At 72.9% G+C, this 25,754-nt stretch carries 26 protein-coding genes and 1 tRNA gene; 18 read left to right on the top strand and 9 right to left on the bottom strand.

What is annotated here, in order from left to right; genetic code table 11:
• A complete protein-coding gene (locus ACN26Z_RS17240; protein ID WP_421462271.1) occupies positions 1 to 1,170 on the bottom strand; it encodes a low temperature requirement protein A in 1,170 nt (389 codons plus the stop codon).
• Positions 1,171 to 1,390: 220 nt separating this feature from the next.
• Here ACN26Z_RS17240 and ACN26Z_RS17235 point away from each other — a divergent pair, with 220 nt between their 5' ends.
• From ACN26Z_RS17235 to ACN26Z_RS17220, 4 genes are all read left to right on the top strand, one after another.
• The gene (locus ACN26Z_RS17235) at positions 1,391 to 2,476 is read left to right on the top strand and encodes an S-(hydroxymethyl)mycothiol dehydrogenase (protein ID WP_421462269.1); all 1,086 of its coding nucleotides are present in this window, start codon (positions 1,391 to 1,393) and stop codon (positions 2,474 to 2,476) included.
• Positions 2,476 to 3,105 carry an MBL fold metallo-hydrolase gene (locus ACN26Z_RS17230; RefSeq protein ID WP_421462267.1) on the top strand — a complete coding sequence of 210 codons (630 nt, stop codon included), beginning with the start codon at positions 2,476 to 2,478 and terminating at the stop codon, positions 3,103 to 3,105. The genes ACN26Z_RS17235 and ACN26Z_RS17230 overlap by 1 nt, the downstream gene beginning before the upstream one ends.
• A gap of 79 nt (positions 3,106 to 3,184) precedes the next feature.
• The gene (locus tag ACN26Z_RS17225) at positions 3,185 to 4,288 is read left to right on the top strand and encodes a DUF3626 domain-containing protein (RefSeq protein ID WP_421462265.1); all 1,104 of its coding nucleotides are present in this window, start codon (positions 3,185 to 3,187) and stop codon (positions 4,286 to 4,288) included.
• 208 nt (positions 4,289 to 4,496) lie between these two features.
• Complete coding sequence (locus ACN26Z_RS17220; protein ID WP_282238412.1) at positions 4,497 to 5,195, top strand: hypothetical protein; 699 nt, start codon at positions 4,497 to 4,499, stop codon at positions 5,193 to 5,195.
• An 8-nt stretch (positions 5,196 to 5,203) separates the two neighbouring features.
• Here the strand turns inward: ACN26Z_RS17220 and ACN26Z_RS17215 are convergent, their stop codons facing one another.
• Positions 5,204 to 6,682: an MFS transporter gene (locus ACN26Z_RS17215; protein ID WP_421462263.1), complete on the bottom strand. Its 1,479-nt coding sequence runs from the start codon at positions 6,680 to 6,682 to the stop codon at positions 5,204 to 5,206.
• Between the two features lie 49 nt (positions 6,683 to 6,731).
• Positions 6,732 to 6,968, bottom strand: coding sequence for a hypothetical protein (locus ACN26Z_RS17210; protein ID WP_093405548.1), 237 nt, complete (start codon positions 6,966 to 6,968; stop codon positions 6,732 to 6,734).
• Positions 6,969 to 7,114: 146 nt separating this feature from the next.
• Between ACN26Z_RS17210 and ACN26Z_RS17205 the strand changes: the two genes are divergently transcribed.
• Complete coding sequence (locus ACN26Z_RS17205) at positions 7,115 to 8,275, top strand: geranylgeranyl reductase family protein (protein WP_421462261.1); 1,161 nt, start codon at positions 7,115 to 7,117, stop codon at positions 8,273 to 8,275.
• A 194-nt stretch (positions 8,276 to 8,469) separates the two neighbouring features.
• The gene (locus ACN26Z_RS17200) at positions 8,470 to 9,372 is read left to right on the top strand and encodes an SDR family oxidoreductase (RefSeq protein ID WP_421462259.1); all 903 of its coding nucleotides are present in this window, start codon (positions 8,470 to 8,472) and stop codon (positions 9,370 to 9,372) included.
• A gap of 54 nt (positions 9,373 to 9,426) precedes the next feature.
• Here ACN26Z_RS17200 and ACN26Z_RS17195 read toward each other — a convergent pair whose 3' ends face one another.
• Together ACN26Z_RS17195 and ACN26Z_RS17190 are read right to left on the bottom strand one after the other, a co-directional pair.
• Positions 9,427 to 10,098: a nucleotidyl transferase AbiEii/AbiGii toxin family protein gene (locus ACN26Z_RS17195; protein WP_421462257.1), complete on the bottom strand. Its 672-nt coding sequence runs from the start codon at positions 10,096 to 10,098 to the stop codon at positions 9,427 to 9,429.
• Positions 10,095 to 10,436: a hypothetical protein gene (locus ACN26Z_RS17190; RefSeq protein WP_421462255.1), complete on the bottom strand. Its 342-nt coding sequence runs from the start codon at positions 10,434 to 10,436 to the stop codon at positions 10,095 to 10,097. Before ACN26Z_RS17190 ends, ACN26Z_RS17195 begins: the two co-directional genes overlap by 4 nt.
• A gap of 479 nt (positions 10,437 to 10,915) precedes the next feature.
• Between ACN26Z_RS17190 and ACN26Z_RS17185 the strand changes: the two genes are divergently transcribed.
• The 9 genes from ACN26Z_RS17185 (at position 10,916) to ACN26Z_RS17145 (ending at position 20,993) form a co-directional block, all read left to right on the top strand.
• Entirely contained in the window at positions 10,916 to 11,503 is a 588-nt protein-coding gene (locus tag ACN26Z_RS17185) for a hypothetical protein (RefSeq protein WP_421462253.1), read from the top strand.
• A gap of 401 nt (positions 11,504 to 11,904) precedes the next feature.
• Positions 11,905 to 15,198: a formate dehydrogenase gene (gene fdh / locus ACN26Z_RS17180; RefSeq protein ID WP_421462251.1), complete on the top strand. Its 3,294-nt coding sequence runs from the start codon at positions 11,905 to 11,907 to the stop codon at positions 15,196 to 15,198.
• Positions 15,198 to 16,244: a 4Fe-4S dicluster domain-containing protein gene (locus ACN26Z_RS17175; RefSeq protein WP_421462249.1), complete on the top strand. Its 1,047-nt coding sequence runs from the start codon at positions 15,198 to 15,200 to the stop codon at positions 16,242 to 16,244. The genes fdh and ACN26Z_RS17175 overlap by 1 nt, the downstream gene beginning before the upstream one ends.
• Positions 16,241 to 17,260, top strand: a complete 1,020-nt coding sequence (gene nrfD / locus ACN26Z_RS17170) for an NrfD/PsrC family molybdoenzyme membrane anchor subunit (RefSeq protein ID WP_282238419.1) — start codon at positions 16,241 to 16,243, stop codon at positions 17,258 to 17,260. The genes ACN26Z_RS17175 and nrfD overlap by 4 nt, the downstream gene beginning before the upstream one ends.
• Before the next feature lie 55 nt (positions 17,261 to 17,315).
• Positions 17,316 to 17,411 (top strand) — tRNA-Sec (locus ACN26Z_RS17165).
• Positions 17,412 to 17,431: 20 nt separating this feature from the next.
• Positions 17,432 to 18,736, top strand: coding sequence for an L-seryl-tRNA(Sec) selenium transferase (selA, locus tag ACN26Z_RS17160; RefSeq protein ID WP_421462247.1), 1,305 nt, complete (start codon positions 17,432 to 17,434; stop codon positions 18,734 to 18,736).
• A gap of 2 nt (positions 18,737 to 18,738) precedes the next feature.
• Positions 18,739 to 20,493, top strand: a complete 1,755-nt coding sequence (gene selB / locus ACN26Z_RS17155; protein ID WP_421462245.1) for a selenocysteine-specific translation elongation factor — start codon at positions 18,739 to 18,741, stop codon at positions 20,491 to 20,493.
• A gap of 45 nt (positions 20,494 to 20,538) precedes the next feature.
• Complete coding sequence (locus ACN26Z_RS17150; protein WP_093402430.1) at positions 20,539 to 20,736, top strand: hypothetical protein; 198 nt, start codon at positions 20,539 to 20,541, stop codon at positions 20,734 to 20,736.
• 71 nt (positions 20,737 to 20,807) lie between these two features.
• Complete coding sequence (locus ACN26Z_RS17145) at positions 20,808 to 20,993, top strand: hypothetical protein (RefSeq protein WP_093402429.1); 186 nt, start codon at positions 20,808 to 20,810, stop codon at positions 20,991 to 20,993.
• A 6-nt stretch (positions 20,994 to 20,999) separates the two neighbouring features.
• On the opposite strand, the gene ACN26Z_RS17140 is transcribed toward ACN26Z_RS17145, so the two are convergent.
• Positions 21,000 to 21,647, bottom strand: a complete 648-nt coding sequence (locus ACN26Z_RS17140) for a hypothetical protein (protein ID WP_282238422.1) — start codon at positions 21,645 to 21,647, stop codon at positions 21,000 to 21,002.
• Positions 21,648 to 21,764: 117 nt separating this feature from the next.
• On the opposite strand from ACN26Z_RS17140, the gene ACN26Z_RS17135 reads away from it, so the two are divergent.
• The gene (locus ACN26Z_RS17135; protein WP_282238423.1) at positions 21,765 to 21,965 is read left to right on the top strand and encodes a hypothetical protein; all 201 of its coding nucleotides are present in this window, start codon (positions 21,765 to 21,767) and stop codon (positions 21,963 to 21,965) included.
• Here ACN26Z_RS17135 and ACN26Z_RS17130 read toward each other — a convergent pair.
• From ACN26Z_RS17130 to ACN26Z_RS17120, 3 genes are all read right to left on the bottom strand, one after another.
• Positions 21,962 to 22,438, bottom strand: a complete 477-nt coding sequence (locus tag ACN26Z_RS17130) for a hypothetical protein (RefSeq protein WP_093402426.1) — start codon at positions 22,436 to 22,438, stop codon at positions 21,962 to 21,964. The two genes, ACN26Z_RS17135 and ACN26Z_RS17130, sit on opposite strands and share 4 nt — an antisense overlap.
• The gene (locus ACN26Z_RS17125) at positions 22,435 to 22,650 is read right to left on the bottom strand and encodes a phosphatidylethanolamine-binding protein (protein ID WP_282238424.1); all 216 of its coding nucleotides are present in this window, start codon (positions 22,648 to 22,650) and stop codon (positions 22,435 to 22,437) included. The genes ACN26Z_RS17130 and ACN26Z_RS17125 overlap by 4 nt, the downstream gene beginning before the upstream one ends.
• Before the next feature lie 79 nt (positions 22,651 to 22,729).
• Complete coding sequence (locus ACN26Z_RS17120; RefSeq protein WP_282238425.1) at positions 22,730 to 23,611, bottom strand: universal stress protein; 882 nt, start codon at positions 23,609 to 23,611, stop codon at positions 22,730 to 22,732.
• A gap of 133 nt (positions 23,612 to 23,744) precedes the next feature.
• On the opposite strand from ACN26Z_RS17120, the gene ACN26Z_RS17115 reads away from it, so the two are divergent.
• Entirely contained in the window at positions 23,745 to 24,491 is a 747-nt protein-coding gene (locus ACN26Z_RS17115) for an SAM-dependent methyltransferase (protein WP_282238426.1), read from the top strand.
• A gap of 63 nt (positions 24,492 to 24,554) precedes the next feature.
• On the top strand, positions 24,555 to 25,733 hold the full coding sequence (locus tag ACN26Z_RS17110; protein ID WP_282238427.1) for a PP2C family protein-serine/threonine phosphatase: 1,179 nt from the start codon (positions 24,555 to 24,557) through the stop codon (positions 25,731 to 25,733).
• Positions 25,734 to 25,754: the final 21 nt, after the last annotated feature.

Genomic DNA, 25,754 nt, shown 5'->3' with positions numbered 1-25,754 from the left:
TCACCGACGGCGCGCAGACGCGGTCGACCCGGTCGCCGGCCATCGGAGGGTCGCCGCCAGCCCGACCAGCACTACCGCCACCAGGTACACCGGCGCCGGTGTCAGCGGGGTGAGCAGGACCGCCGCCGTGGCCAGCGGCACCGCCACCGGCCGCGCCCGGTCCCTGACCGGGAGCATGCGCAGCCCCCACAGCACCAGCAGCACGACCGCCACCGGCACCGCCACCGCGTAGCCGGCGACCAGACCATCGACCTCGGCGGGACTGTGCTGGTGCTCGACCGCGACGGCCAGGCCCGCGCCGACCGCGCCGAGCCCGGCGAAGACGCCGTAGTGCCCGTACCCCCAGGCCAGCGCGCCCCGCAGGGACGACGGCACCTGGATCGGCCGGTCGAAGTACAGCCACCAGAGGGCGAAGACGATCGCGGTACCCGCGCCGGCCAACGGCCACAGCCACTCGTCCCCACTGCTCACGCCGGTCTGTACCGCCATGGCGATCGCCAGCACCACCTCGCCGAGCACGATGAGGGCGAACAGCCCGTACCGCTCGGCGATGTGTCGCGGATGCCACGAGGTCATCGCGCGCCGTTCGGCGACCACCGGCACCAGCAGATCGGCCACGGCAAGCGTGAGGAACGAGATCGGGCCCAGCGCGGGCGGCACCAGCAGCCGCAGCAGCCAGCCGAGCTGCACCCCGCTGACACCGGCGGCGAACCGCAGGGCAGTGCGCCGACGTGCCGGGTCGTTGGCGGCGGCCCGCAGCCAGTTGCCGACGGTGGCCAACCGCATCACCACGTACCCGAGCGTCACCGTCGCGTAGTCGGCGCCCTCGAACGCCTGCGGCACCCCGGCGGCCAGGATCAGCGCTCCGGCGACCTGCACCAGCGTGGTGAGCCGGTACAGGTCGTCGTCGGTGTCGTACGCCGAGGCGAACCAGGTGACGTTCATCCAGGCCCACCAGATCCCGAAGAACACCATCAGGTAGCTGGTGACGGCGTGCCAGACCTGGTCCGCGACCAGCGCGTCGTGCAGTTCCCCGGCGGCCTGGGTAATGGCGACCACGAAGGACAGGTCGAAGAAGAGTTCCAGTGGGGTCGCCGCTCGGTGCGGCTCGTCGCGGCGGCGGGGCCGCATCGGCCGACGCCACGGGCGGGCGGGCCGACTGGTGACCACGGACCCCTCCCTCGCGGCGTGCTCAGCCACACCATAGGTGTGGTGGTGGCCGTGCCGGGTCGGATCGCCCGTGTCCGCCGCCGGCCGCGCGCGGGCAGCGGTGGTGAAGCGGTGCCGATCCGTCGTCGCGGCGGTAGGTTCGCCTCCGGAGGCGAACGCGGCAGCCGCGCCGTGCGGCGACGGCGGGAGCCGCGGGGCCGGTGCGGAGTAGGAGGACAGCGTGAGCCAGCAGGTACGGGGAGTCATCTCCCGCAGCAAGGGCGCGCCCGTCGAGGTCACCGAGATCGTGGTGCCCGACCCCGGGCCGGGCGAGGCGGTGGTCCGGGTGCAGTCGTGCGGCGTCTGCCACACCGACCTGCACTACCGCGAGGGCGGCATCAACGACGACTACCCGTTCCTGCTCGGCCACGAGGCCGCCGGCATCGTCGAGCAGGTCGGCGAGGGCGTGGACGCGGTCGCACCCGGTGACTTCGTGGTGCTCAACTGGCGGGCCGTCTGCGGGGTGTGCCGGGCCTGCCGGCGTGGACGCCCGTGGTACTGCTTCGCCACCCACAACGCCGCCCGGAAGATGACCCTCACCGACGGCACCGAACTCGCCCCGGCGCTGGGCATCGGCGCCTTCGCCGAGAAGACCCTGGTCCACGCCGGCCAGTGCACGAAGGTGGACCCGGCGGCCCGGCCGGCCGCCGTCGGGCTGCTCGGCTGCGGGGTGATGGCGGGCCTCGGCGCGGCCATGAACACCGGTGGGGTGACCCGGGGTGACTCGGTGGCGGTGATCGGCTGCGGTGGCGTCGGCGACGCGGCGGTGGCCGGCGCGGCCCTGGCCGGCGCGACGACGATCATCGCGGTGGACACCGACTCCCGCAAGCTCGACTGGGCCCGTCGGTTCGGCGCCACCCACACCGTCAACGCCTCCGAGGCCGACCCGGTGGCGGAGATCCAGGCCGTCACCGGCGGCTTCGGCGCCGACGTGGTGATCGACGCGGTCGGTCGGCCGGAGACCTGGAAGCAGGCGTTCTACGCCCGTGACCTGGCCGGCACCGTCGTGCTGGTCGGCGTGCCCACACCCGAGATGCGCGTTGAACTGCCCCTGCTGGACGTCTTCGGTCGCGGTGGCGCCCTCAAGTCGAGCTGGTACGGCGACTGCCTGCCCAGCCGTGACTTCCCGATGCTCACCGAGCTGTACCTGCAGGGCCGCCTTGACCTGGATGCCTTCGTCACCGAGGAGATCGGCCTGGACGGGGTGGAGGAGGCGTTCGACCGGATGCACCGGGGCGACGTGCTCCGCTCGGTGGTGGTCTTCTGATGGCCGCCCGGATCGACCACACGGTCACCTCCGGCACCTTCTCCCTCGACGGTCAGACCTTCGACGTGGACAACAACGTCTGGGTGGTCGGCGACGACACCGAGTGCGTCGTGATCGACGCCCCACACGACGTCGACGCCATCCTCGAGGTGGTGGCCGGGCGGCGGGTCACCGCGATCGTCGCCACGCACGCCCACGACGACCACGTCCGGGTCGCCCCGCAACTGTCCCGGGCCACCGGCGCCCCGGTGCTGCTGCACCCCGCCGACCGGGTGCTGTGGGACATGGTGCATCCCGACGAACCACCGGGCGGCCCCCTCGGCGACGGCCAGGCCATCACGGCGGGCGGCACCACGCTCACCGTGCTGCACACCCCCGGGCACAGCCCCGGCGCGTGCTGCCTGCACGCCCCCGAGCTGGGTGCCGTCTTCACCGGCGACACCCTGTTCGCCGGCGGGCCGGGGGCCACCGGCCGCTCGTACAGCGACTTCGGCACCATCGTCGACTCGATCCGCGACCGGCTGCTCACCCTCCCGCCGGAGACGATGGTGCACACCGGGCACGGCGACAGCACCAGCATCGGGGCCGAGGCGCCGCAGTTGCCACAGTGGCTCGCCAGGGGGCACTGAGGGCGCTGTCGCCTCCGGCCCGGCCCGGCTCGCGAGAACGGGGATGCGGCCAGGAGCCGGTCCCGGCGAGACTGCCGGCATGTCCGTCGATCCAACACTTACCGCCGCGCAACGCGCGGCACTGCGCCACGTGCGCAGGGTGGCATTGCGCGACCGTCCCGCCGCGCTGGCGGTGATCGGGCGGGCGCTGGCATCCGTCGGGGTACGCCACGAACCGGAGCGGCTCGTCGCGGAGATCGGCCGGCAGGGACGGATCACCCTCAACTTCCACCCCGACCGGCTGCGCGCAGACGGCCGCACGGTCGCCGAGGCCCTCGCCACCGAGGGGGTCTACCGCAACCAGTTCGAGACGCGGATCTCCAACGGCGGCCTCACCGCGTACCCCGGTGGGGACCGTGACCGCTGGGAGGAGCGCCTGTTCGGCGGCGCCTACCAGCGACCGGGCGTCGGCCCGGCGGAGCGGCCGAAGTACGGCGGCCTCAATCTGCTCGACCACCCCGACGGCGCCTGCCCCCGGTTCGGTTCCTGTCACCTGCGGCTGCGTCCCGAGGTACTGGCCCGGACCACCTTCTGCTTCGGCGACAGCCACCTCGGACCACGTGACGTCGGCACCGTCGACGTGGTCGAGCCGGTGCTGGCCGCCCTGATCGCCGCCACCACCGATACCGGCGTGTGCCTGGGCCGGCCCGGTACGGACCTGGTGACCCTGACCGGTGAACTGCTGCGTCGTCGTGAGGCGGTGGCCGCGGCACCCCGGGCCGCCGGCCGGGCCCTCGACGACTACGTCGAGGCGCAGGTGCACGGCGAGGTCCGACTGGACCGCGACGTCCTGGAACTGGTCGTCGATCCCTCGTTCCGGGGCACCGACACCGCGGCGAGGCTGATCGCCGCCGCCCACCGGTACGGCTTCCCGATCCGCTGGCACGCCGGCTTCGCGTTGCCTGTGGACCGGGTGGACGCCGAGTTTCGTGGGCCGGCGATCCCGCCGTTGGCGGCCCGGGTGCACGCCGAGTTCGGCGGGGCGGGTGAGCCGCTGCACGCCGCGCTGATCGGGCGGGCCGCGGCGTCGGTGGTGACCGACCCGGGCCGGTGGGCCGACCACGGGCCGACCACGGACACCTTGCAGCAGCTCAAGCAGCTCTGGCACGTCCTGGTGCGGTTCGGCGAGCCGTACGAGGTGTGACGCTCGCTGTCCGTTTCATCCCCACCGAGCCGGTCTGCGCCGTGACCTGGGTCGCAGCCGACCACCATCAGCACATTTCCGGAATGGCGGACTTGTCAACCGGGTTGTGTCCCCCATAGCGCCGGCTGGCAAACCTCGACCAGCTCGGCCCGTCCCCCGAGAGCGGCTCACCCCGAGCGGCTCGTACCCGATCGAAAGGGCAACCATCGTGAAGCCGGACTTCACTCGATGGCTCCCGGCCATCGCGACGATCCCGAACCGGAAGACCGCGCTCAGCGTGGTGGGCGTGACCGCCCTCGCCGGACTCGCCTTCGGCCCCACGGCCGTGGCCGCACCGATCACCGCCGGTCCGCATGCCGGCGCGGTTGCGGCGATCGACCGGGCGACCGGTCGCACCAGCACCGGCGTCACCGTCGAATCCGGGCTGACCACCGCCGGCCGCACCGACAAGCCGGACGCTGGGAAGCCGACCCGGGACGAGCTGATCCCGCACGGTGTGCAGGGCGCCCAGTCGCGCGTCCCGCTCGACGACGCCCAGCGCGACAACGCCAAGACCATCATCGAGGTGGCCAAGCGCACCGGTGTCGGTGAGCGCGGCGCCGTGATCGGCATCGCCACCGCGTTGCAGGAGTCGAAGCTCTACAACCTGGGACACCTCGGCGCGTGGAACGACCACGACTCGCAGGGCCTGTTCCAGCAGCGTCCGTCCACCGGATGGGGCAGCGTGGAGCAGATCCGGGATCCTGAATACTCCTCGACCGTCTTCTTCGAGGCCCTGAAGAACGTCGGCGGCTGGCGGGAGCTGCCGCTGACCACCGCCGCGCAGACGGTGCAGGTGTCGGCCTACCCGTTCCACTACGCGCAGTGGGAGGAGCAGGCGGCGGACATCGTCTCCCAGCTCTGGTGACACCGCAGTCAGTGACCGCCCGGCCGGCCCCGCTCGCGGGGCCGGCCGCGGCGGTGGTTGCCGATGATGTCGACGGCGGCCGCCACCAGGGCCAGCGCGATGATCGCGGCCGAGGTGAGCAGGGACCGTTCGAACGCCCGGGACCAGGCGTCCGCGCCGTCGGCCAGCGCGGAGAAGAAGACCGCGCCGACCACCGCGATGCCGGCGGCCGAGCCGATCCGCTGCCCGGTCTGCAACATCCCGGCACCACTGCCGGCCTGCGGAACCGGCACCTGCGTCAGGGTCAGCGTCTGGTTGGGAGCGATCACCAGGCCGCTGCCGATGCCGGCGACCAGCAACGGCAGCGCGGTCACCCAGGGCACCGGCGCGCGCGGCGCCAGCTCGATGGCCAGCGCGGCGAGACCGAGACCGGTCACCACGCCGACCAGCCCGATGGCGACCAGCGGCCGGCCGTACCTGTTGACCAGCCGCCCGCCGACGGCGGACGCGACGGCTGACCCGAGCGCGAACGGGGTAATCGCCGCACCGGCGACCAGGGCGCTGTAGCCACGCCCGTTCTGCAGGTAGAGGGTGAAGATGAAGAAGATCGCGGTGAACCCGCCGAAGTAGAGCAGCGCGATCGTCGAGCCGAGGGAGTACGACCGGTGACCGAACAGCCGGACGTCGAACAGCGGCGGGCCGTGCCGGGCGTACCGGCGCTCCCAGCCGACGAAGGCGGCGAGGGTGATCAGGCCGGCGGGCATCAGCAGCCACTTCGTCGCGCCGTGCCACTGCTCGCGCTGCACCAGCGGCAGCAGCACGAGCGTCACGCCGATGCCGAGCAGCAGCACGCCGACCGGGTCGAACCGGCGTTGCGCACCGCGTGGGGTGATCCGGCCGGGCAGCAACCGCCAGCCGAGCAGCACCGCGACGATCCCCACCGGCACGTTGACGAAGAAGACCCACCGCCAGCCGTGTTCCGGGCCACCGGCGGCGATCAGCAGGCCGCCGAGCAACGGACCGATCGCGGTGGAGATACCGATGGTGGCACCGAGCCAGCCGAAGGGTCGGCCCCGCTCGGGCCCGGCGAACAGCTGCTGGATCAGGCCGGTCACCTGCGGGTTCACCACCCCGGCGGCGGCGCCCTGGAGGAGCCGGGCGGCGATCAGCCAGCCGGGGGACTGGGCCAGCCCGGCCAGCGCGCTGGTCAGCGTGAACAGCGCGATGCCGAAGACGAACGCGTTGCGTCGCCCGCGGACGTCACCGAAGCGTCCCGCCGGCACCAGAACCAGCCCGAAGCTCAGCGCGTACCCGGACAGCACCCATTGCAGGTCGCTCGGATCCGCCCGCAGGGCACGCTCCAGGGACGGCAGGGCCACGTTGACGATGCTGATGTCGAGCAGCGTCATGAACGCCGCGACCAGCCCCACGCCGAGGGCCTGCCAGCGCCGCCGCTCGTACGACGTGGTCCCGGACCCCGCCGAACCGTTGGGCTCCGCCGAGGTCAACCGGCCATCCGCCGGGCCAGGTGGCGGTCGTGGGGTGCGCGACCGACCGTCATGCCAGCTGTTGCGCGCAGAAGCGGGGGCCGAAGTCGAGCCCGGCCATCGGCGAATCCTCCCGATGCAGCAGGTTCTTCTCGGTCAGCAGGTGCAGCGGGGTCTGTAGTTGCTCCTCGGTCAGCCCGCACTCCTGAGCGATCATGTCCGGGTACGGTACCTGGCCGCGCGCCTCCAGGGCCGCCACCGCGTCGTACACCCGCGCCTCGACGTCCGACAGCCGCACCTCTTGCATGGTGTCCTCCTCGCGCCTCCGTCCGCCTGCGGCAGGCGGTCTGCGGCCGGCGGTTACCCGGCGCGCCGGAGAAGATGCCCGCGTCAGCGGCCTGTCCCGGCCGACCGTTACCGCCGCGCGCGCCCTGGTTGATCTACCCTGCACCAGTGAGCGTCTGGGAACTCGTGGTGATCGGTGGCGGCCCTGCCGGGCTCTCCGCCGCCGCCGTCGCCGCCCGTCGAGGCGTCCGCACGCTTGTCGTCGAGCGCGCCGCGCATCCGCGCTACAAGACCTGCGGCGGTGGTTTGATCGGCACCTCGCTCGCCGCGGTGGCCGGGCGGATCGAGGTACCCGCCCACGACACGGTGGACCGGGTCACGTTCACCCTCGACGGGCGAAGCGACTTCACCCGCCGGCATGGCGCCGGGCCGCTGGTGAGCATGGTGCGCCGGGAGGAGTTCGACGACCGGCTGCGGGCCGCCGCGGTGGCCGCCGGGGCCGAGGTCCGCGAGCGGGCGACCGTCCGGTCGGTGGAGCAGGATCCCGATGTCGTACGCCTGCGACTGGCCGACGGCGAGCTGCTCCTGGCCCGTACGGTCATCGGCGCCGACGGCTCGTCCGGGGTCAGCGGACGGCACGTCGGGGTACGTCACCGCCAGGTGGATCTGGGGCTGGAGCTGGAGCTGCCGGTGCCGCCGGCCGAGCAGGCCCGGTGGCGGAGTCGGGTGCTGCTCGACTGGGGGCCGCTGCCCGGTTCGTACGCCTGGGTGTTCCCGAAGGGAGATCGGCTCACCGTCGGTGTGATCGCCGGCCGGGGGGAGGGGGAGCGGACCCGGGAGTACCTGCGGAGGTTCGTCGATCGTCTCGGGTTGGCCCACGTCTCGCCGATCCATGACTCGGGTCACCTGACCCGCTGCCGGACCGACGACTCGCCGCTGCGGCGCGGGCGGGTGCTGGTGGTCGGCGACGCCGCCGGCCTGTTGGAGCCCTGGACCAGGGAGGGGATCAGCTATGCGCTGCGCTCCGGCGAGCTTGCCGGTGCGGCGGTGGCCGGCGCTGATCTCGCCGGCTACGAGCGGTCGGTGACCGAGCGCCTCGTCCCGGCCATGCGGGCCGGGCAGCGGCTGCTCGACGTCTTCTCCCAGCGACCGGCGCTCTGCCACAGGTTGCTGGCCACGCCGCCGGGCTGGCGTGCGTTCACCCGGTTCTGCCTGGGCCGGGCCGAGTTCGACGAGTTGCTCGGCCGGGTACCGGTCCGGGCCGCGCTGGCGTTGGCGGATCGCCTGCCCGCCCCGAGGCGCCGCGTCGCCGCACGACTGTCCGACTGACGCCTGGATGGCTGGTCCCGCACGCGGCGGGACCAGCCATCCAGGATCCTAGGATGCCTTAGCGGTGGTGACGCACCGCGATCCGTGCTCGTCGAGAGTCCGTGTCGTCGCGGCGACCGGACGGTTTCCACCGAGTTCGCCCGGGTAGGGGCTTGCGGGAGCGCAACCCCACGATCCCGGGCGAGGAGACCTCCGTGAGCGAGACGCAGCACACCCCGCAGGACCCGACCGAGCAGTACGGCCAGCAGTCAGGTCAGCCGAACCAGCAGCAGAGCCCACCGGGTCGTACCGGCGACATGACGCCCGAGCCGGATCACGGAGAGGACTCCTATCGGGGCACCGGCAAGCTTGACGGCAAGAAGGCGGTGATCACCGGCGGCGACTCGGGCATCGGCCGGGCGGTCGCCATCGCGTACGCCCGGGAGGGTGCCGACGTGCTGATCTCCTATCTCCGCGAGGAGGAGGACGCGGACGCCCGGGAGACGGTACGCCTCATCGAGGCCGCGGGTCGCAAGGGTGTGGCGGTCCGGGGTGACATCGCCGACGAGCGCAACTGTGAGACGTTGATCGAGCGGGCGGTGCGTGACCTGGGTGGCATCGACATCCTGGTGAACAACGCGGCGTACCAGATGGCGCAGGACAAGGGCATCGCCGGCATCAGCACCGAGCAGTTCGACCGGGTGTTCAAGACCAATCTGTACGCGATGTTCTGGCTGTGCAAGGCGGCGTTGCCGCATCTGGGCGAGGGGTCCACGATCATCAACACGTCCTCGATCCAGGCGTTCGACCCGTCGCCGCAGTTGCTCGACTACGCCACCACCAAGGCGGGAATCGCGAACTTCACAAAGGCTCTCGCCGCCGATCTGGTCGATCGGGGCATCCGGGTCAACGCGGTGGCGCCGGGTCCGATCTGGACGCCGCTGATCCCGGCGACCATGCCGGAAGGGAAGGTCGAGCAGTTCGGCACCGACACCCCGGTCGGTCGGCCTGGTCAGCCGGCGGAGCTGGCGCCTGCGTACGTCTTCTTCGCCTCGCAGGAGTCGAGCTTCATCACCGGTGAGGTCCTGGGCGTCACCGGTGGTCGCTTCACCAAGTGAGGTCCCCGTCGACGCGGTGCTCCCGCCGGCTCGGTGTGGGTCGGCGGGGCCGGGTCAGCGGGGCCAGGCGGCCAGGTGCCGCCGGACCTGGGCGATGTCGGCGGGGTCGAGGCCGTAGCGGGTGAACCGGGCGTCGGGGATCCGGTCGAGGTACCGGCCGGCCGCCCGTACGTCGTCGTCATCGAGGGCGGGATCGATCTGGCGGGCGAGTTCCAGCAGCTCCGCGACGGACCGGTGCTCCAGGGCGGAGGCCACGTCGATGTAGTCGCGTACCTCGCGACGGTTGACCAGGGCGGCGGTCTTGTTGGCGATGAGGTCCCGCACGTCCATGACCGGACCGAGGTCCATCACCACCGGGCTGCGGTGTCGGTCGAGCCGGGCCAGGCTGAGGCGGATGCGCCGCTCGTTCCGGCCGACGACGAAGTCCCGCAGATCCCGGTCGAAGCCGTCGAACAGGTCACCGAGGTCGCTGTCCGGATCGGCGTCGGCCACCTCGAACCCGGCGCGTTCCAGCGCAACCCGGACGTCGGCCGCTGCCGCGGCGGCGGCGCCCTCCACGTCGGCGAAGAGGTCGACGTCCTCGGTGGGGCGGGTGACCAGTCCGTGCGCGGCCCAGGCCACTCCGCCACCGAGGACGAAGCGGTGCGGCCCGGCGACGGTCAACGCGACCCGGGCGACCTCGCGGTAGAACTCGTGTGGGTGTGCGTCGGAGGTCGCGTCGGTCACGCCGACCGAAGCCCCTGGTGTCGGCTCTCCCACGCGAGGCGTACGCCCCGGGGCAGGTTGAGCAGCTGCCACACCCGGCGCAGCGTCCGCCCGTTGACCAGCCGGCGCAGGTCCTCGACGCTCGTGGTCTCGCGCAGCACGTTCTCGTAGAGCCAGAGCAACTGGTCGGGGTCGGCCAGGTCGAACGCGCGGTCGGCGCACCACATCAGCCGTACCGGCAGTTCCACCACCCCTCGGGTGGGCCCACGCAGCTCGGCGAGCGTCCGGGCCACCACGGCGGGACGGCCGGGCCGGGCCAGGTGCGCCACGCCGGTCATGGTGGGGGAGACCGCCTGCATGCTGTCAGGGTAACCCCAGATGGGGTCGGGGCGGTCCGATGACCTGTCCCTGGTGTCGCAGTCGGTGACCCTGTTTGGGGCTTTTTGTCGTCGCGGGCGGCCCCGTCCGAATGTGCCGGGTGTCCGGTTCCGCCGGTGTCCGTTGGCGATCTTGGTGCGATTTGCCCTTGGGTGGGCGGTTTCGGACCAAGATTGCTGGGCGGTCGGGGGCTTGGGGTGGAATGGGTGGCGGGGTGGGGGCGTTGGAGATGGCTGAGCGACCGAGGTAGAGGGCCTGCCGCAGGGTGGGCCGGGTGGCCCCGGGAATGTTGGCGGGCCGGCGGTCGTTGGACATGGTCTCGGCGGCGTGAAGCGGCGATACGCCCCGCGTGCCGGAGATCTTTCCCCCCTTTTTTGGTTTGAGCGCCCTTTCTGGTGCTTGCGTGCGTGCGCCCGTCTCCCTCGGTGTGCGTGCGTCGACCCCCGATTGGAGCTTTGTCATGAACTCGATGCTGCGGAAGAGCGTGCTGGGTATCGCGGGTGTGGCGTTCACCGGTGGTCTGTTCGCTGGTCCGGTGGCCGCTCACGCCGATGTCACCCCGGTGAAGACCGTCCCGGTCGCGGCGGTGCAGGCTGACAAGCCGGACATGGGCAAGCTGTTGCCGCACGGCGCCCCGGCCAACCAGTCGATGATCGAGTTGAACGATGAGCAGGTCGGCAATGTGAAGGCGATCATCGCGGCGACGAAGAAGGCCGGGATGGACGAGCGGGCCGCGGTCGTGTCGATCGCCACGGCGTTGCAGGAGTCGAAGTTGGAGAACCTGGGTCACCTGGGTGACCGCAACGACCACGACTCGCAGGGCCTGTTCCAGCAGCGCCCGTCGTCGGGTTGGGGCACGGTGGAGCAGATCACCGACCCCGAGTACTCGACCCTGGCGTTCCTGAAGGGGTTGAAGCAGGTCGACGGCTGGCAGGACATGCCCCTCACCCAGGCAGCGCAGACCGTGCAGGTGTCGGCCTACCCGGACCACTACGCCCAGTGGGAGCAGCAGGCCGCCGACCTCGTCGCCGAGCACTGGACCAGCTGACCCCCACCACGGTCAGACAACAACCGAAGACATTCCTCCACAGGGGGAGCAGAAAGCCGCTGGCCGGCACCCGATCTCAGGGTGCCGGCCAGCGGCATCCTCAGCGAGTGCCGGCCCTACTGTGGCGGCGGTCACGGCAGGGGTAGGAAGAAGCAGAGCGGGTAACCTGTTGACTCGGGTGTCGGTGTGTCAAGTGTCCCCGGGCCTCACCTAAATTGCCTTCGCGGAATACCGTTCGGCTGGAGCCGCGTCGCGCCACTCGCCGAGAGGCGACCTGCACACCGGCACCTTCGTCGCCCCCGGCCCGGTCTCGGGCCGGGGGCGACGTCGTGATGTGGTTCCGAAAGGTGGGTCGCCGATCTCGGCGCGCTGTCCTAAGGTCGAGACCGGAGGTGTCGAGCGTGGGGCTGCGGGACAGGTTGCTGGGCTGGCCGGTCTACCGGCAGCTCACCGGCACCGACCCGTTGGGCCGGGGCGCGGCGGCGTGCTCGAACCGCAGTGCCGAGTTGACCGCCCGCACGGAGGGCGCCGACCGGGTGGCCCGTTCCGTCTGCCCGTACTGTGCCGTCGGCTGCGGGCAACGGGTCTTCGTCACCGACGACCAGGTCACGCAGATCGAGGGTGATCCGGACAGCCCCATCTCCCGGGGTCGGCTCTGCCCGAAGGGCGCCGCCAGCCGGAGCCTGGTCACCAGCCCGCTGCGCCAGACCACGGTGCGCTACCGGCGGCCGTACGGCACCGAGTGGGAGGACCTGGACCTCGACACGGCACTCGACATGATCGCCGATCGGGTGCTCGCGGCCCGGGCCGAGACGTGGGAGGACGTCGACGCCGAGGGCCGGCCGTTGAACCGCACGCTGGGGATCGCCAGCCTGGGCGGGGCCACCCTGGACAACGAGGAGAACTACCTCATCAAGAAGCTGTTCACCGCGATGGGGGCGCTTCAGATCGAGAACCAGGCCCGTATTTGACACTCCGCCACCGTCCCCGGTCTGGGGGCCAGCTTCGGTCGCGGTGGCGCGACGGATTTTCAGCAGGACGTGGCGAACGCCGACGTCATCGTCATCCAGGGCTCGAACATGGCCGAGGCCCATCCGGTGGGCTTCCAGTGGGTGATGGAGGCGAAACGGCGCGGGGCCAAGGTCTTCCACGTCGACCCGCGGTTCACCCGCACCAGCGCGGTCGCCGACGCGTACCTGCCGATCCGGGCGGGCACCGACATCGCGCTGCTGGGCGCGGTGGTGAACTACATCCTCACCAACGAGCTGGATTTCCGGGAGTACGTGCTGGCGTACACCAACGCCGCGACGATCGTCAGTGACGACTTCGTGGATGCCGAGGACGCCGACGGGCTCTTCTCCGGCTTCGACCCGGCGACTGCCAGCTACGTGCAGGACAGCTGGCAGTACGCGGGCCACGAGCGGGACTCCGGCAGCGGGCACACCGCCCGGGAGCGGGAGACCGCGGCCGGCCTGCGCCACGAGTCGCACGGTGCCCCGGTGTCCCGGCAGGTCCAGCGGGACGACACGCTGCAACATCCGCGCTGCGTGTACCAGATCCTCAAGCGGCACTTCGCCCGCTACACCCCGGAGATGGTGGAACGGGTCTGCGGCATCCGCCGCGAGAAGTTCCTGGAATTGGCCCGCGCCTGGACGGAGAACTCCGGGCGGGAACGCACCGGCTGCCTGATCTACTCGGTCGGCTGGACCCAGCACACCGTCGGCGTGCAGTACATCCGCACCGGGGCGATCATCCAACTGCTGCTGGGCAACGTGGGGCGGCCCGGCGGTGGGGTGATGGCGCTGCGCGGGCACGCCAGCATCCAGGGCTCCACCGACATCCCGACCCTGTTCAACCTGCTGCCGGGCTATCTGCCGATGCCGCACCACGCCCAGCATCCCGACTTCGACGCCTGGGTGGACAGCATCCGGCACCCCGGTCAGAAGGGTTTCTGGGGCGGGGCCCGCGCCTACGCCGCCAGCCTGCTCAAGGCGTACTGGGGAGACGCGGCGACACCGGAGAACGACTTCGGTTACGGCCATCTGCCCCGGCTCACCGGCGATCACGGCACCTACCAGCAGGTGCTCAACATGATCGACGGCAAGGTGAAGGGATACTTCCTGCTCGGCCAGAACCCGGCGGTCGGCTCGGCGCACGGCCGGGCCCAGCGGTTGGGCATGGCCAACCTCGACTGGCTGGTCGTACGCGACCTGTTCATGATCGAGAGTGCGACCTTCTGGCAGCGTGGCCCCGAGGTCGCCACCGGTGAGATCGTGCCGGAGCAGTGCGCCACCGAGGTGTTCTTCCTGCCGGCCGCCTCCCACGTGGAGAAGGAGGGCACGTTCACCCAGACCCAGCGGCTGCTGCAGTGGCGGGAGAAGGCCGTCGACCCGCCCGGCGACGCCCGCTCCGAGCTGTGGTTCTTCTACCACCTGGGGCGCCGGATCCGGGAGAAGCTGGCCGGCTCGACTTTGCCGCGCGACCGGGCGCTGCTCGACCTGACCTGGGACTATCCCACGCACGGCCGGCTCGCCGAGCCGGACGCCGAGGCGGTGCTGCGGGAAATCAACGGATACGACACGGTCAGTGGCCGTCCGCTGTCGGCGTTCACCCAGGCCCGCGACGACGGGACGACCGCGATCGGTTGCTGGATCTACACAGGCGTCTACGCCGACGGTGTGAACCAGGCGGCCCGGCGTCGGCCCGGGCACGAGCAGGACTGGGTGGCCGCCGAGTGGGGCTGGGCGTGGCCGGCGAACCGGCGGATGCTCTACAACCGGGCCTCCGCCGACCCGCAGGGCCGCCCGTGGAGCGAGCGCAAACGGTACGTGTGGTGGGACGACGACGCCGGCCGGTGGACCGGTCGCGACGTGCCCGACTTCGAGGTGACGAAACCGCCGTCGTACCGGCCGCCGGAGGGTGCCACGGGGCCGGCGGCGCTGGCCGGTGACGATCCGTTCATCATGCAGTCCGACGGCAAGGGCTGGCTGTACGCGCCCAGCGGGGTGCTGGACGGGCCGCTGCCGACGCACTACGAGCCGGCCGAGTCGCCGGTGCGTAATCCGCTCTACGGCCAGCAGGCCAACCCGACCCGCAAGAGGTACGACCACCCGGTGAACTCGACGAACCCGAGCCCGCCGCAGCAGCACGACGAGGTCTTCCCGTACGTGTTCACGGTCAGCCGGCTCACCGAACACCACACCGCGGGCGGGATGAGCCGGACCGTCGCGCCGTTGGCGGAACTGCAACCGGAGATGTTCGTGGAGGTGTCGCCGGAGCTGGCGACGCTGGCCGAGCTGACCCATCTCGGGTGGGCGCACCTGATCACCGCCCGCGCGGCGATCGAGGCCCGGGTGCTGGTCACCGACCGGTTGGCGCCGCTGACGGTGGACGGCCGGGTGATCCACCAGCTGTGGCTGCCGTACCACTTCGGCTTCGAGGGACTGGTCACCGGCGACTCGGCCAACGACCTGTTCGGCATCACCCTGGACCCGAACGTCCTGATCCAGGAGAGCAAGATCGGCACCTGCGACGTGCGACCGGGGCGTCGGCCCACCGGGGCGGCGCTGCGGGAACTGGTGCAGGATTACCGCACCAGGGCCGGCATCGTGCCGGGTGTTCTACCGCCGGCGGTCACCCCTGGGGTGCCGGTCGAGCCGCCCGGGTCCACCGGCGACGGAGAGGGGAACCCCTGATGGTCGACCCGCCGCACCGGCCCGCCGTACCGCCACAGTCGTCGCTGCCGGCCGCCGATCCGGCGACCGCGGCCGGCTGGGTCGACGCGCCGCCGCGTATGGGCTTCTTCACCGACACCAGCGTCTGCATCGGCTGCAAGGCGTGCGAGGTGGCCTGCAAGGAGTGGAACGGGGTACCAACCGCCGGGTTGGATCTGCTCGGCATGTCCTACGACAACACCGGCGCGTTGACCGCCAACTCGTGGCGGCACGTCGCCTTCGTGGAACAGCCCCGACCAGCCGGTCACGGCACCGCGTCGTTCGCCGGGCACCCGACGAGCGACCCCGCGAGTGCGACCTCAGCCGACACCACGAACCCGACCGGAACCGAGGCGGGTGTGCTGCCCGGTGAACCGCCGGCCGCCGCCCGGATGACTGAGTTCCTCGGCATGCCGGCGGCCGGGCCACCCGGACGCACCGGCAGCGCCGAGGGCCGCAGCGACTTCCGCTGGCTGATGATGTCGGACGTGTGCAAGCACTGCACCCGGGCCGGCTGCCTCGACGTCTGCCCGACCGGGGCGCTGTTCCGCACCGAGTTCGGCACCGTGGTGGTGCAGGAGGACATCTGCAACGGCTGCGGTTACTGCGTGTCGGCCTGCCCGTACGGGGTGATCGACCGCCGGGTGGACGACGGCCGGGTGTGGAAGTGCACGCTCTGCTACGACCGGATCGGCGCGGGCCTGACCCCCGCCTGCGCGCAGGCCTGCCCGACTGAGTCCATCCAGTACGGCCCCCTCGACGAGCTGCGGGAACGGGCCGCCGCGCGGGTCGCCACGTTGCGGGAACGGGGGGAGACGCAGGCGCGGCTCTACGGCCACGACCCGGACGACGGGGTGGGTGGCGACGGCGCGTTCTTCCTGCTGCTCGACGAGCCGGAGGTGTACGGCCTGCCGCCGGATCCGCAGGTCACCACCCGGGACCTGCCGGCGATGTGGCGCCGGGCGGGGCTGGCCGCGCTGGCCATGACGGCGGCGGCGGTCGGTGCGTTCCTCGGTGGTCGACGGTGAACCGGGACCGACCGGCCGTCGGCGACCGGTTCCGGCGCTTCCGCGCCGGTCGCCGGGGTGGTGAGGAGCTGGCCGTGCCGCCGGCGGAATTCACCTCCTACTACGGCCGGCCGATCCTGAAACCGCCGGTGTGGACGTGGGAGATCGCCGCCTACCTGTTCACCGGCGGGCTGGCCGCCGGTTCGTCGCTGCTGGCCGCCGGTGGGCAGCTCACCGGGCGGGCCGGGGTGCGCCGCGCCGGCCGGTTCGCCGCGCTGGCCGCGGTCACCGCCAGCGCCGGCCTGCTGGTCAAGGATCTGGGCCGGCCGGAACGGTTCCACCACATGCTGCGGGTGGCCAAGCCGACCTCACCCATGTCGGTGGGCACCTGGATCCTCGCCGGGTACGGTCCGGCCGCCGGACTTGCTGCGGTCGCCGAGGTGGCGCCGCTGCTGCCCACGCGGGGTCCACTCGGGCTGGCCCGTCGGGCGTTGCCGCCGGTGGGGCGGGCTGCCGGGTTGGCCGCTGCGGTGGCCGCACCGGCCCTGGGCACGTACACGGCGGTGCTGCTGGCCGACACGGCCGTGCCGTCCTGGCACGAGGCGTACGCCGACCTGCCGTTCGTCTTCGCGGGCAGCGCGCTGGCCAGCGGCGCGGGAGTGGGTCTGCTCGCCGTGCCGCCCGCCCAGGCGGGTCCGGCGCGGCGGATGGCGGTGGCCGGCGCTGGACTGGAACTGTTCGGCGCGCACCGGGTGGAGACTCGTCTCGGCCTGCTGGGTGAGCCCTACCGGACGGGGCGGCCCGGTCGGCTGCTGCGCGCCGGGCGGGCACTGACCATGGCCGGGGTGGCCGGGGCGGTGCTGGGCCGGCGTAGCCGACTGGTCTCGGCGGTCTCCGGTGCCGCGTTGCTGGCCGCCTCGGTGGCCACCCGCTTCGGGGTCTTCCACGCCGGTGTCGCCTCGGCCCGTGATCCGAAGTACACGGTGCTGCCGCAGCGGGCCCGGCTCGACCGGCGGGCGGCCGATCCCGGCCGGTGACCGTGGTGCCGACTCGGCCGCACGCCCGCCGCCGAGCTGTGATCCAATGGCCGGTGGAGGCGTTCAGGCGGCTGGTGCCCCTCCCGGTCTTCAAAACCGGTGTGGTCCGGGATCCGGGCCAGGCGGGTTCGATTCCCGTCCGTCTCCGCCAGGCTGCGAGGAGATGAACCCATGGGCGACGGCGGCGCCGACCCGCGGCGCCGGGTGCCGCGTACCGATGTGCTGCTGGCTGAGCCGCAGTTGGTCGCGGCCGCTGCGGCGGTCGGCCGCGACCGGGTGCGCAGTGCGGTGCGGCAGGCCCAGGACCGGGCCCGCCGGGGTGAGATCGACCCCGCCGAGGTACGCGACGCCGCGTTGGCCGACCTGCCGCCGCCCGTGCCACGGGTCGTGCTGAACGCCACCGGGGTGGTGCTGCACACCAATCTTGGGCGGGCCGCTCTCTCCGAGGCCGCGGTGGCCGCGGTGACCGCCGCCGCCGGGTACACCGACGTGGAACTGGACCTGGGCACCGGGCGGCGGGCGCGCCGAGGGCGGGACGCGTTGCGGGCGCTCGCCGCCGCCGTACCGGCCGCCGAGGCGGTGCACGTGGTCAACAACGGTGCCGGCGCGCTGGTGCTGGCGGCCACCGCGCTCGCCGCCGACGCCGAGATCGTGGTCAGCCGGGGCGAACTGGTGGAGATCGGCGACGGCTTTCGGCTGCCGGACCTGCTCACCAGCACCGGTGCCCGGCTGCGGGAGGTGGGCACCACCAACCGGACCACCCTCGCCGACTACGCCGCCGCCGTCGGGCCGCGTACCGGGTTCGTGTTGAAGGTGCATCCGTCGAACTTCCGGGTCACCGGTTTCACCTCGGCGGTGCCGGTGCGGCGGCTGGCCGGGCTGGGGGTGCCGGTGGTCGCCGACATCGGCTCCGGGCTGCTCGTACCCGACCCGCTGCTGCCGGACGAACCGGATGCCGCCAGCACCCTGCGTGCCGGGGCGGCGTTGGTCACCGCCAGCGGCGACAAGCTGCTGGGTGGCCCGCAGGCCGGGTTGCTGCTCGGCGTCGCCGACCTGGTAGAGCGGCTGCGTCGACATCCCCTCGCGCGGGCGTTGCGGGTGGACAAGCTGACCCTGGCCGCCCTCGCGGGCACCCTCGGTGACCCGGCCACCCCGACCCACCGGGCACTGCACGCCGACCCGGCGGCGTTGCGTGAGCGGACCGAACGGCTGCGCGACGCGCTCGCCGCCGACGGCCGCAAGGCCGAGGTGGTGCCGTCGGTGGCGGTGGTCGGCGGCGGCGGCGCGCCTGGCGTCGAACTGGACTCGTGGGCGCTGAGCCTGCCCGAGCGGTACGCCGGCCCGCTGCGTGCCGCCGACCCACCGGTGCTGGGTCGGGTGGTCCGGGCTCGGCTCCTGCTCGACCTGCGGTGCGTGCCGGAGGGGGCCGACGGGTTGCTGCGCGCGGCGGTGCTGGCCGTGCCGGGGGACGACTGACCATGCTGGTGGTGGCCACCGCCGGGCATGTCGACCACGGCAAGTCCACGCTGGTGCGGGCGTTGACCGGGATGGAACCGGACCGTTGGGCGGAGGAGCGCCGTCGCGGCATGACCATCGACCTCGGGTTCGCCTGGACGTCGCTGCCGTCGGGTCGTACCGTCGCGTTCGTCGACGTGCCGGGGCACGAGCGGTTCGTGCCGAACATGCTGGCCGGGGTGGGTCCGGTGCCGGCCGCCGTCGTGGTGGTCGCGGCCGACGCGGGCTGGATGCCGCAGTCCGCCGAGCACCTGGCCGCCCTGGACGCGCTCGGTGTCGGGTACGGCCTGCTGGTGGTGACCCGCGCGGACCTGGCCGATCCCGCCGCGACCCTGGCCAGGGCCCGGTCGGAGCTGGCGGCGACCTCGTTGGGCGAGGTGGAGACGGTGACTGTCAGTGCCGCCACCGGTGCCGGTCTGCCCGACCTGCGGGCCGCCCTGGACCGGTTGGCCGACCGGCTGCCGGCCCCGGTGCCCGACGGGCCGGTTCGGCTCTGGGTCGACCGCTGCTTCACGGTGCGGGGCAGCGGCACGGTGGTCACCGGCACCCTGGGCGCCGGGCGGTTACGTGTCGGCGACGAACTGGAGCTGGCCGGGGCCGGTGAACCGGTGCGGATCCGGGGCCTGCATCGGCTCGGCGCGGCCTGCGACGAGGCGATGCCGGTGGCCCGGGTGGCGGTGAATCTGCGGGGCGTGGCCCGCGACCGGATCGGCCGCGGCGACGCCCTGCTCACCCCGGGCCGTTTCCAACCCACCGACCTGGTGGACGTCCGCCTGGCCGGTGTCGCGGTGGCCGAGTTGCCGGTGACGCTGACGCTGCACGTCGGTTCGGCCGCGGTGCCGGTGCGGGTCCGTCCGCTGGGCGGGGACACCGCCCGGTTGCGGTTGAGTCGTCCGCTGCCGCTGCTGATCGGGGACCGGGCGTTGCTGCGCGATCCGGGCCGCCGGTACGTCGCCGGCGGGGTCACCGTGCTCGACGTGCGGCCGCCACCGTTGGCGCGTCGGGGTGCCGCGGCGGCTCGGGCGGTCGTGCTGGCCACCCTTGACGGCCGTCCCGAGCTTGCTGGTGAGCTGAGCCGGCGGGGCCTGGCCCGGGTCGGTGACCTCGTCCGGGCGGGTGTTCCGGTGACGGTCGTCCCGGTGGCGGGTGACTGGCTGGCCGATCCGCAGCACTGGCGGGGGCTGGGCGACCGGCTCGCCGTGGCCGTGGCCGAGCACGCCCGCACACATCCGCTGGCACCTGGCGCTCCGGTCGAGCAACTGCGCCGACACCTCGACCTGCCCGACCGGTCTCTGGTCGAAGCCCTGGTGAAGCCGCCGCTGCGGTTGGTCGCCGGTCGGGTGGTGGCGCCCGGCGCGGCGTCGTTGCCCGAGCCGGTGGCCCGCGCGCTGGCGCTGGTGAGCGAGGACTACGCGGCACACCCGTTCCGCGCTCCCGATGCGGACCGGCTCGCCGCGGTCGGGCTCGGTACCCGGGAGATCGGTGCCGCGGTGCGGGCCGGGGCGCTGCTGCGGCTGACGGGTAACGTGCTGTTGCTGCCCGGCGCGCCGCAGCAGGCGGTGCGGGTGCTGACCGGGCTCCCGCAGCCGTTCACCCTCAGCGCCGCCCGGCAGGCGCTCGACACGACCCGCCGGGTGGCGGTGCCGCTGCTGGAGTTGCTGGACCAGCGGGGACTGACCCGTCGGCTACCCGACGATGCTCGGGTGGTGGTGGATTGAGCACATCGTCGGCGGGCGGCGGAGCCGGGCACCTACCGTGACGGCATGGACCCCTCCGCGGTCTGGCGGGACCGGCAGCACCGGTGGCGGATCGAGGCGTACCGGGCGCCGGACCTGCGGTTCGCCGTCTACGCGACGAACGGCACCACCGAGTCCGCGCCGCTGTGGCTGTTCGGCATGTCGGCGCTGGCCCGGTGGCTGATGAGCCACAAGATCTCCCTCGACGACCTGGAGGTCGACTGAGGAGTTCCCCGAGTGGGGGACAAAACCGGCTAATCCGCCATAACGGTGCCCGGTCGCGTACCGTGCCAGCTGTGAAGGACCGAGGCATCCGGAAGTTCGTCGCGGTGCTCGCCGGCCTCGCCGTGATCTACTTCGGCACCACGGGTCGGTCCCCGGAGGAGGGGCGCGGCCTCTCCGGCGGGCTGGTGGTGCTGGCGCTGCTGGCGTCGCTGCTGGTGTGGTATCTGACCAAACCCGGCGGTGACGCGGCGAAGTGACGGCGCTCAGCGGGCCGCCACACCGCGGCTGATCTGCCCGGCGGACTCCTCGCCGAGGGCGACCCGCACCAGCGCCGAGGCGAGCCGGCCGAAGTCGACGTCGTCGACGAGCCGGGCGAGCCGGTCCGTGCTGGCCGGCAGGCCGAGTCGCCGCGCGCCGGCCACCGCCCGCCGGTCGGCGTACGGGCGCAACTGCGGCCAGACCGACTGCACCTCGCGCAGGAAGATGTCCGCGCCGGTGGGCCCGATCCCGGGAAACTCGGTGAGCAGCCGACGCAACTGCGCCGGCTCACCGGCCGCCTCCCGGTGCAACCGCCGCAGGTCGCCGTGCCAGCGGTCCAGGCAGAGCCGGGCGCCCGAGCCGAGCATGGTGGCGGTCCGCTCGTCGTAGCGGCGGTAGTGTCCGCGCCCCAGCGCGTCGACCCGTTCCTGCCAGCTGGCGGCCTCCATGGCCTGCGGGGTGCGGTAGCCGGCCACGAAGAGTTCCCGGGCCGCCGCCACCCCCACCTGCGCCCGGATCCGGGTGCTGAGCAACGTGACCAGCACCAGCAACTGGTACAGCGGCGCGGGTCGGTCAGCCAGCGCGATGCCGGCCTCCTCGGCGTACGTGCGGCGGGTCAGCAGAGACCGCGCCAGCGCCCGTTGGTCACCCATCCTCGGGGGGTACCCGCTGCCGGCCCGGTTAGCCCTCGTGCCGGAATGCCCCCGGCGCGGGCGGGTAAGCCGCAGGTGACGCGGCGCCGTGCCGCGCTCGGGCGAAGGGAGACGACCGTGACGAACCCGCAGCAGCAGGAACTCCGGCGTAACGCCCTCGGTGACACCAGCCAGGACAACAAGGGCCCCGACCCGGCCGGCCATCCCCGCAACCGCGGCTCCTCGCCGGGGGACACCGGCCGCCCGGTGCCGCACGGCCAGGTGTCACCGTACGGACCCAGCGGTCGACCGGTCGCCGAGGACGACACCGACCGTTAGGCCCTGCTGCCGGTTGACGGCCGCAGCCGGTTCCAGGTGGCTGCGGCCGTCAGCCCGAAGGTGAGGTGCGGGACGATGTCGGCGAGCCAGTCGACGCGCCGCCAGGTGCGCGGGTCGGTGACGCCGAGCAGCGTCAGCGACCCGTCCGACAGGGTCATCAGGCCCCCACCGAGCAGCGTGGCCGCGCGCAGCAACGGTTGCCGACGGCCCCGGGCCAGCAGCGCGAAGCCGACCGTCGCGGCCGCGCCGAGCCCGTAGCCCAGCAGGGCGCCGAGGCCGCTGCGCCGGTTGTCCGCCTGTTGCGGCGGCCCCAGGGACAGGTGGAAGGCGCCGGCCAGTTTCCCGGCGCTCTGCTCGGGCGTCTGGCTGGCCGGTCGGGCCCGGGCCGTCATGTCCAGGTAGGTGACGATGTTGAGCGCTGCGGTGCCGACGGCCCCGGCGATGAGGCCGTCGGTCAGGTCGGCGGTCCTCACTTCTTCGGATCCCCGGGCTCGCGGTTTCCCTTGGGCCCGTAGGCGCGTTCGCCCCGCACGACGCCGCGCCGGCCCCGATCCTCCCGCAGGATCCGGTTGGCCGCCTCGTCGGCCTTCTGGTCCGGTGTGCCCCGGCCGGAGCCGTCGATGGCGTTGCGCAGGCGGGCACGCTGCTTGTCGTATGCGTTGCTGCCGGGCCGAGGTCCTGGCATGGCTGTATCCCCCTGTTCGTCGCCGGTGGCGTACGCGGCCCGTCTACCCGCCTGGGCCGCCGCCAACCGTGCCGGCCGGTCACCGGGGGCCGCGTACCACCGCGACCGGACAGTGGCTGTGGTGCAGCATCGACTGGCTCACCGAACCCAGCAGCAACCCGGTCACCTCACCACGCCCCTGCCCCCCGACCACCAGCAGTTGCGCCTGGCGGGACGCGTCGGTGAGCACCCGGGCGGCCCGACCCCGCACCGACTCCCGGGTGATCGGCACCTCCGGGTACCGCTCGGTCAGCCCGGCGATGGACTCGGCCACCGCACGGTCCTCGTCGTCGCGCAACTCGGACTCGTCGTACACCAGCGGCTGCATGTCACCCGGGCCGGTGGACACCGGGTGCCGGTAGGCGTGCAGGGCGAGCACCGCGGCGCCGCGCAGGGCGGCCTCGTCGACGGCGAACTCCACGGCCCGGCGGGACGACTCGGAACCGTCCACCCCGACCACCACGGCACCGTCGGGGTGCTGCGCGCCGCGCGCCACCAGCACCGGACAATCGGCGTACGCGGCCAACTTCACCGCGACCGAGCCGAGCAGCAGCGCGGCGATACCGCCTGCACCGCGGTCACCGAGGACCATCATCGCCGCGCCGGGCGCCTCGGCGAGCAGCACGGCCGCAGCCTCACCGTCGATAATCTCGCCGGTGACCCGTAGTCCCGGCGCGGTCGCCTCGGCCTCTTCGACAGCGTCGGCGACCATCCGTTCCGCTCGCGCCCGCAGACCCCCGCCGGGGGCGCTCTCCGTGGCCGGCCGGACGGGGGAGTGCAGCGTCGGCCAGATGAAGGCGTGTACCACCCGCAGCGGGCGGTCGCGGCGGGCCGCCGTCGCGGCGGCAAGTCGTACCGCGGCGCGGGCGGGCTCGGAGCCGTCCACGCCGACCACCACCGCCGCGCCGCTGACCGAGCTCACCGTCGCCTCCCTGTGCTGGGCCCCGCCGTCGGGACCGGTTTGGGTAAGTATCGCCGCCCCCGGCGGCCAACGGGGCGATACCGGCGAGCGACGTGCTGTCGGTACGCTGGCGACTGGGGAAGGAGCGTCGTCGATGGTGGAGCCCGACCAGCCCAGTACCGCACGGATGATTGATTTCTGGCTCGGCGGGACGCACCACCATCCGGTGGACGTGGCTGCCGCCCGCGCCTTCGAGCAGGCGTACGGGCCGTGTGCTCCGGTCTTCCGGGCGCTGCGCGCCTTTCTCGGCCGTGCCGTACGGGCGATAGCGGCCACCGGTGTGGACGGATTCCTGGTGTTCGGCGCCGGGGTGCCGACGATGGGCAACGTGCACGAGGTGGCACCTGACGCGACGGTTCTCTACACCGACGTGGACCCGGTGACCATCCGTCTCGGGCAGCGCATCCTGGCCGGCAGCGACCGGGCGGGTTACGGCTTCGGCGACGCCACCGACATCGGCACCGTCGACCCGGCGTTGCTGCACCGGTTCGTGCCGGGCTGGGGGCGTCGGCCGGTCGGGGTGGTCTTTCTCGGCCTGGCGGCGTTCCTCGACGACGACACTCTCGCCCGCACGCTGGACGAGTTGTACACCGCGGTGGCGCCGGGCAGTCACCTGGCGATCGACTTCGACACCGAGGAGCTCGCCGCGTATCCGCAGGCGCTGGCGATGATGGGGCCGGCGTTCCGAATGCGCCCGCCGGCCGCGTTCGGGCCGTTGCTCGGCCGGTGGCAGCCCACCCGGGACGGGATCGTGCCGGTGACCCGCTGGCGGCCGGAGGGGCGGCCGGCGGAGGTGCCGGACGCGTTTCACGGCGCGGTCGCCGTGCGGTCGGTCGGGTGACCATGGGCGAAACCGCCTCCGTATGATGCTTGCCCCAGAGCAAGTATTTTTCGGAGGATGGTCATGGCGGATGCGCCCACGGGGATTTCCCGCGCCCTGCGCGAGGCCCCGCCCGACCGCGTGGTCGAGGCCGCCGACGTGGCCATCCGGTCGGCGCTCGGCGCGTCGGGCACCATCGTGTTCGTTGCCGACTACCGGATCAGTGGGCTGTGGCCGGTGCTCGACTCCCGCCAGCCCGCCGTGGCGGTCGCCGAGGTTCAGGGTACGGTGCAGCGCTGCTTCAGCAGCCAGCAGCCGGTCCGGGAGTCCGGTGAGGACGGGCGGTGCCGCATCTACGTTCCGCTGACGGTGTGGGGCGAGCGGCTGGGCGTGCTCATGGTCGAGTTGGCCGGGGAGCCGACGGAGTCGGTGGTGCGCGAGGCGGTCGACATCGCCGGGGACATGGCCATGGCGCTGCGTGCGGCCGACCGGGAGACCGACCGCTACCGGCGGGCTCGGCGGCGGGAGCGGCTGAGCATGGCCGCCGAGTTGCAGTGGGAACTGCTGCCGGGGCGCAGTGTCAGCCATGACTCGTTCCAACTGGCGGGCCAGCTGGAACCGGCGTACACGGTGGGTGGTGACCACTTCGACTGGTCGCTGGACGAGGGCCGGCTGACCGTCACCGTCCTCAACGGCGACGGTATCGGGCTGGCCGCCGCCCTGTTGACGGCGGTGACGGTCAATGCCATGCGGAACGCCCGCCGTTCCGGTGGCGGTCTGGTGGAACAGGCCGAGCTGGCCTCCGACACGGTCTACTACCAGCATCGGGGGCACCGGCACGTGGCGACGTTGCTGCTCGAACTGGACTGTGTCACCGGGCGGGTGCGGGCGGTGGACGCCGGCTCGCCACATCTGGTGCGGGTGCGCGGCGGCGCCGTCTCCCGGGTCGCTCTCGAGCAGCAGCTCCCGCTGGGGATGTTCGGTGAGACCCGTTACGACCTACAGGAGTTCGACCTCGACCCGGGGGACCGGTTGTTCATCGTCTCCGACGGGGTGTGGGCGGCCGATCCGAGCGGCCGGGAGACGTACGGCGAGCGGGCGATGGCCCGGGCGATGCGGGCCACGCGGTTGCAGCCGCCGACCGAGGCGGTTGGTACGGTGATGCGCGAGTTGCAGACCTTCCACGCGGACACCGATCTGCGGGACGACGCGGTCGTCGTCTGCCTGGACTGGCGCGGCTCGGCCGGCCAGGAACAGGGTTGACCGACCCGTCGGCCGGTTCGG

This window comes from Verrucosispora sp. WMMD703 (genome assembly GCF_049178935.1).
In the GTDB taxonomy this organism is placed as follows: domain Bacteria; phylum Actinomycetota; class Actinomycetes; order Mycobacteriales; family Micromonosporaceae; genus Micromonospora; species Micromonospora sediminimaris.
Note: the sequence above shows the minus strand (reverse complement) of the source record. Positions and strands in the feature narration are given on the sequence as shown.

Coding starts and splice junctions, on each gene's coding strand:
- selA (WP_421462247.1), top strand. CDS start 17,432: ATGGGCGACGGCGGCGCCGACCCGCGGCGCCGGGTGCCGCGTACCGAT.
- ACN26Z_RS17190 (WP_421462255.1), bottom strand. CDS start 10,436: ATGCAGGCGGTCTCCCCCACCATGACCGGCGTGGCGCACCTGGCCCGG.
- ACN26Z_RS17225 (WP_421462265.1), top strand. CDS start 3,185: ATGTCCGTCGATCCAACACTTACCGCCGCGCAACGCGCGGCACTGCGC.
- ACN26Z_RS17210 (WP_093405548.1), bottom strand. CDS start 6,968: ATGCAAGAGGTGCGGCTGTCGGACGTCGAGGCGCGGGTGTACGACGCG.
- ACN26Z_RS17110 (WP_282238427.1), top strand. CDS start 24,555: ATGGCGGATGCGCCCACGGGGATTTCCCGCGCCCTGCGCGAGGCCCCG.
- ACN26Z_RS17175 (WP_421462249.1), top strand. CDS start 15,198: ATGGTCGACCCGCCGCACCGGCCCGCCGTACCGCCACAGTCGTCGCTG.
- ACN26Z_RS17150 (WP_093402430.1), top strand. CDS start 20,539: ATGGACCCCTCCGCGGTCTGGCGGGACCGGCAGCACCGGTGGCGGATC.
- ACN26Z_RS17230 (WP_421462267.1), top strand. CDS start 2,476: ATGGCCGCCCGGATCGACCACACGGTCACCTCCGGCACCTTCTCCCTC.
- ACN26Z_RS17115 (WP_282238426.1), top strand. CDS start 23,745: ATGGTGGAGCCCGACCAGCCCAGTACCGCACGGATGATTGATTTCTGG.
- selB (WP_421462245.1), top strand. CDS start 18,739: ATGCTGGTGGTGGCCACCGCCGGGCATGTCGACCACGGCAAGTCCACG.
- ACN26Z_RS17140 (WP_282238422.1), bottom strand. CDS start 21,647: ATGGGTGACCAACGGGCGCTGGCGCGGTCTCTGCTGACCCGCCGCACG.
- ACN26Z_RS17185 (WP_421462253.1), top strand. CDS start 10,916: ATGAACTCGATGCTGCGGAAGAGCGTGCTGGGTATCGCGGGTGTGGCG.
- ACN26Z_RS17125 (WP_282238424.1), bottom strand. CDS start 22,650: ATGCCAGGACCTCGGCCCGGCAGCAACGCATACGACAAGCAGCGTGCC.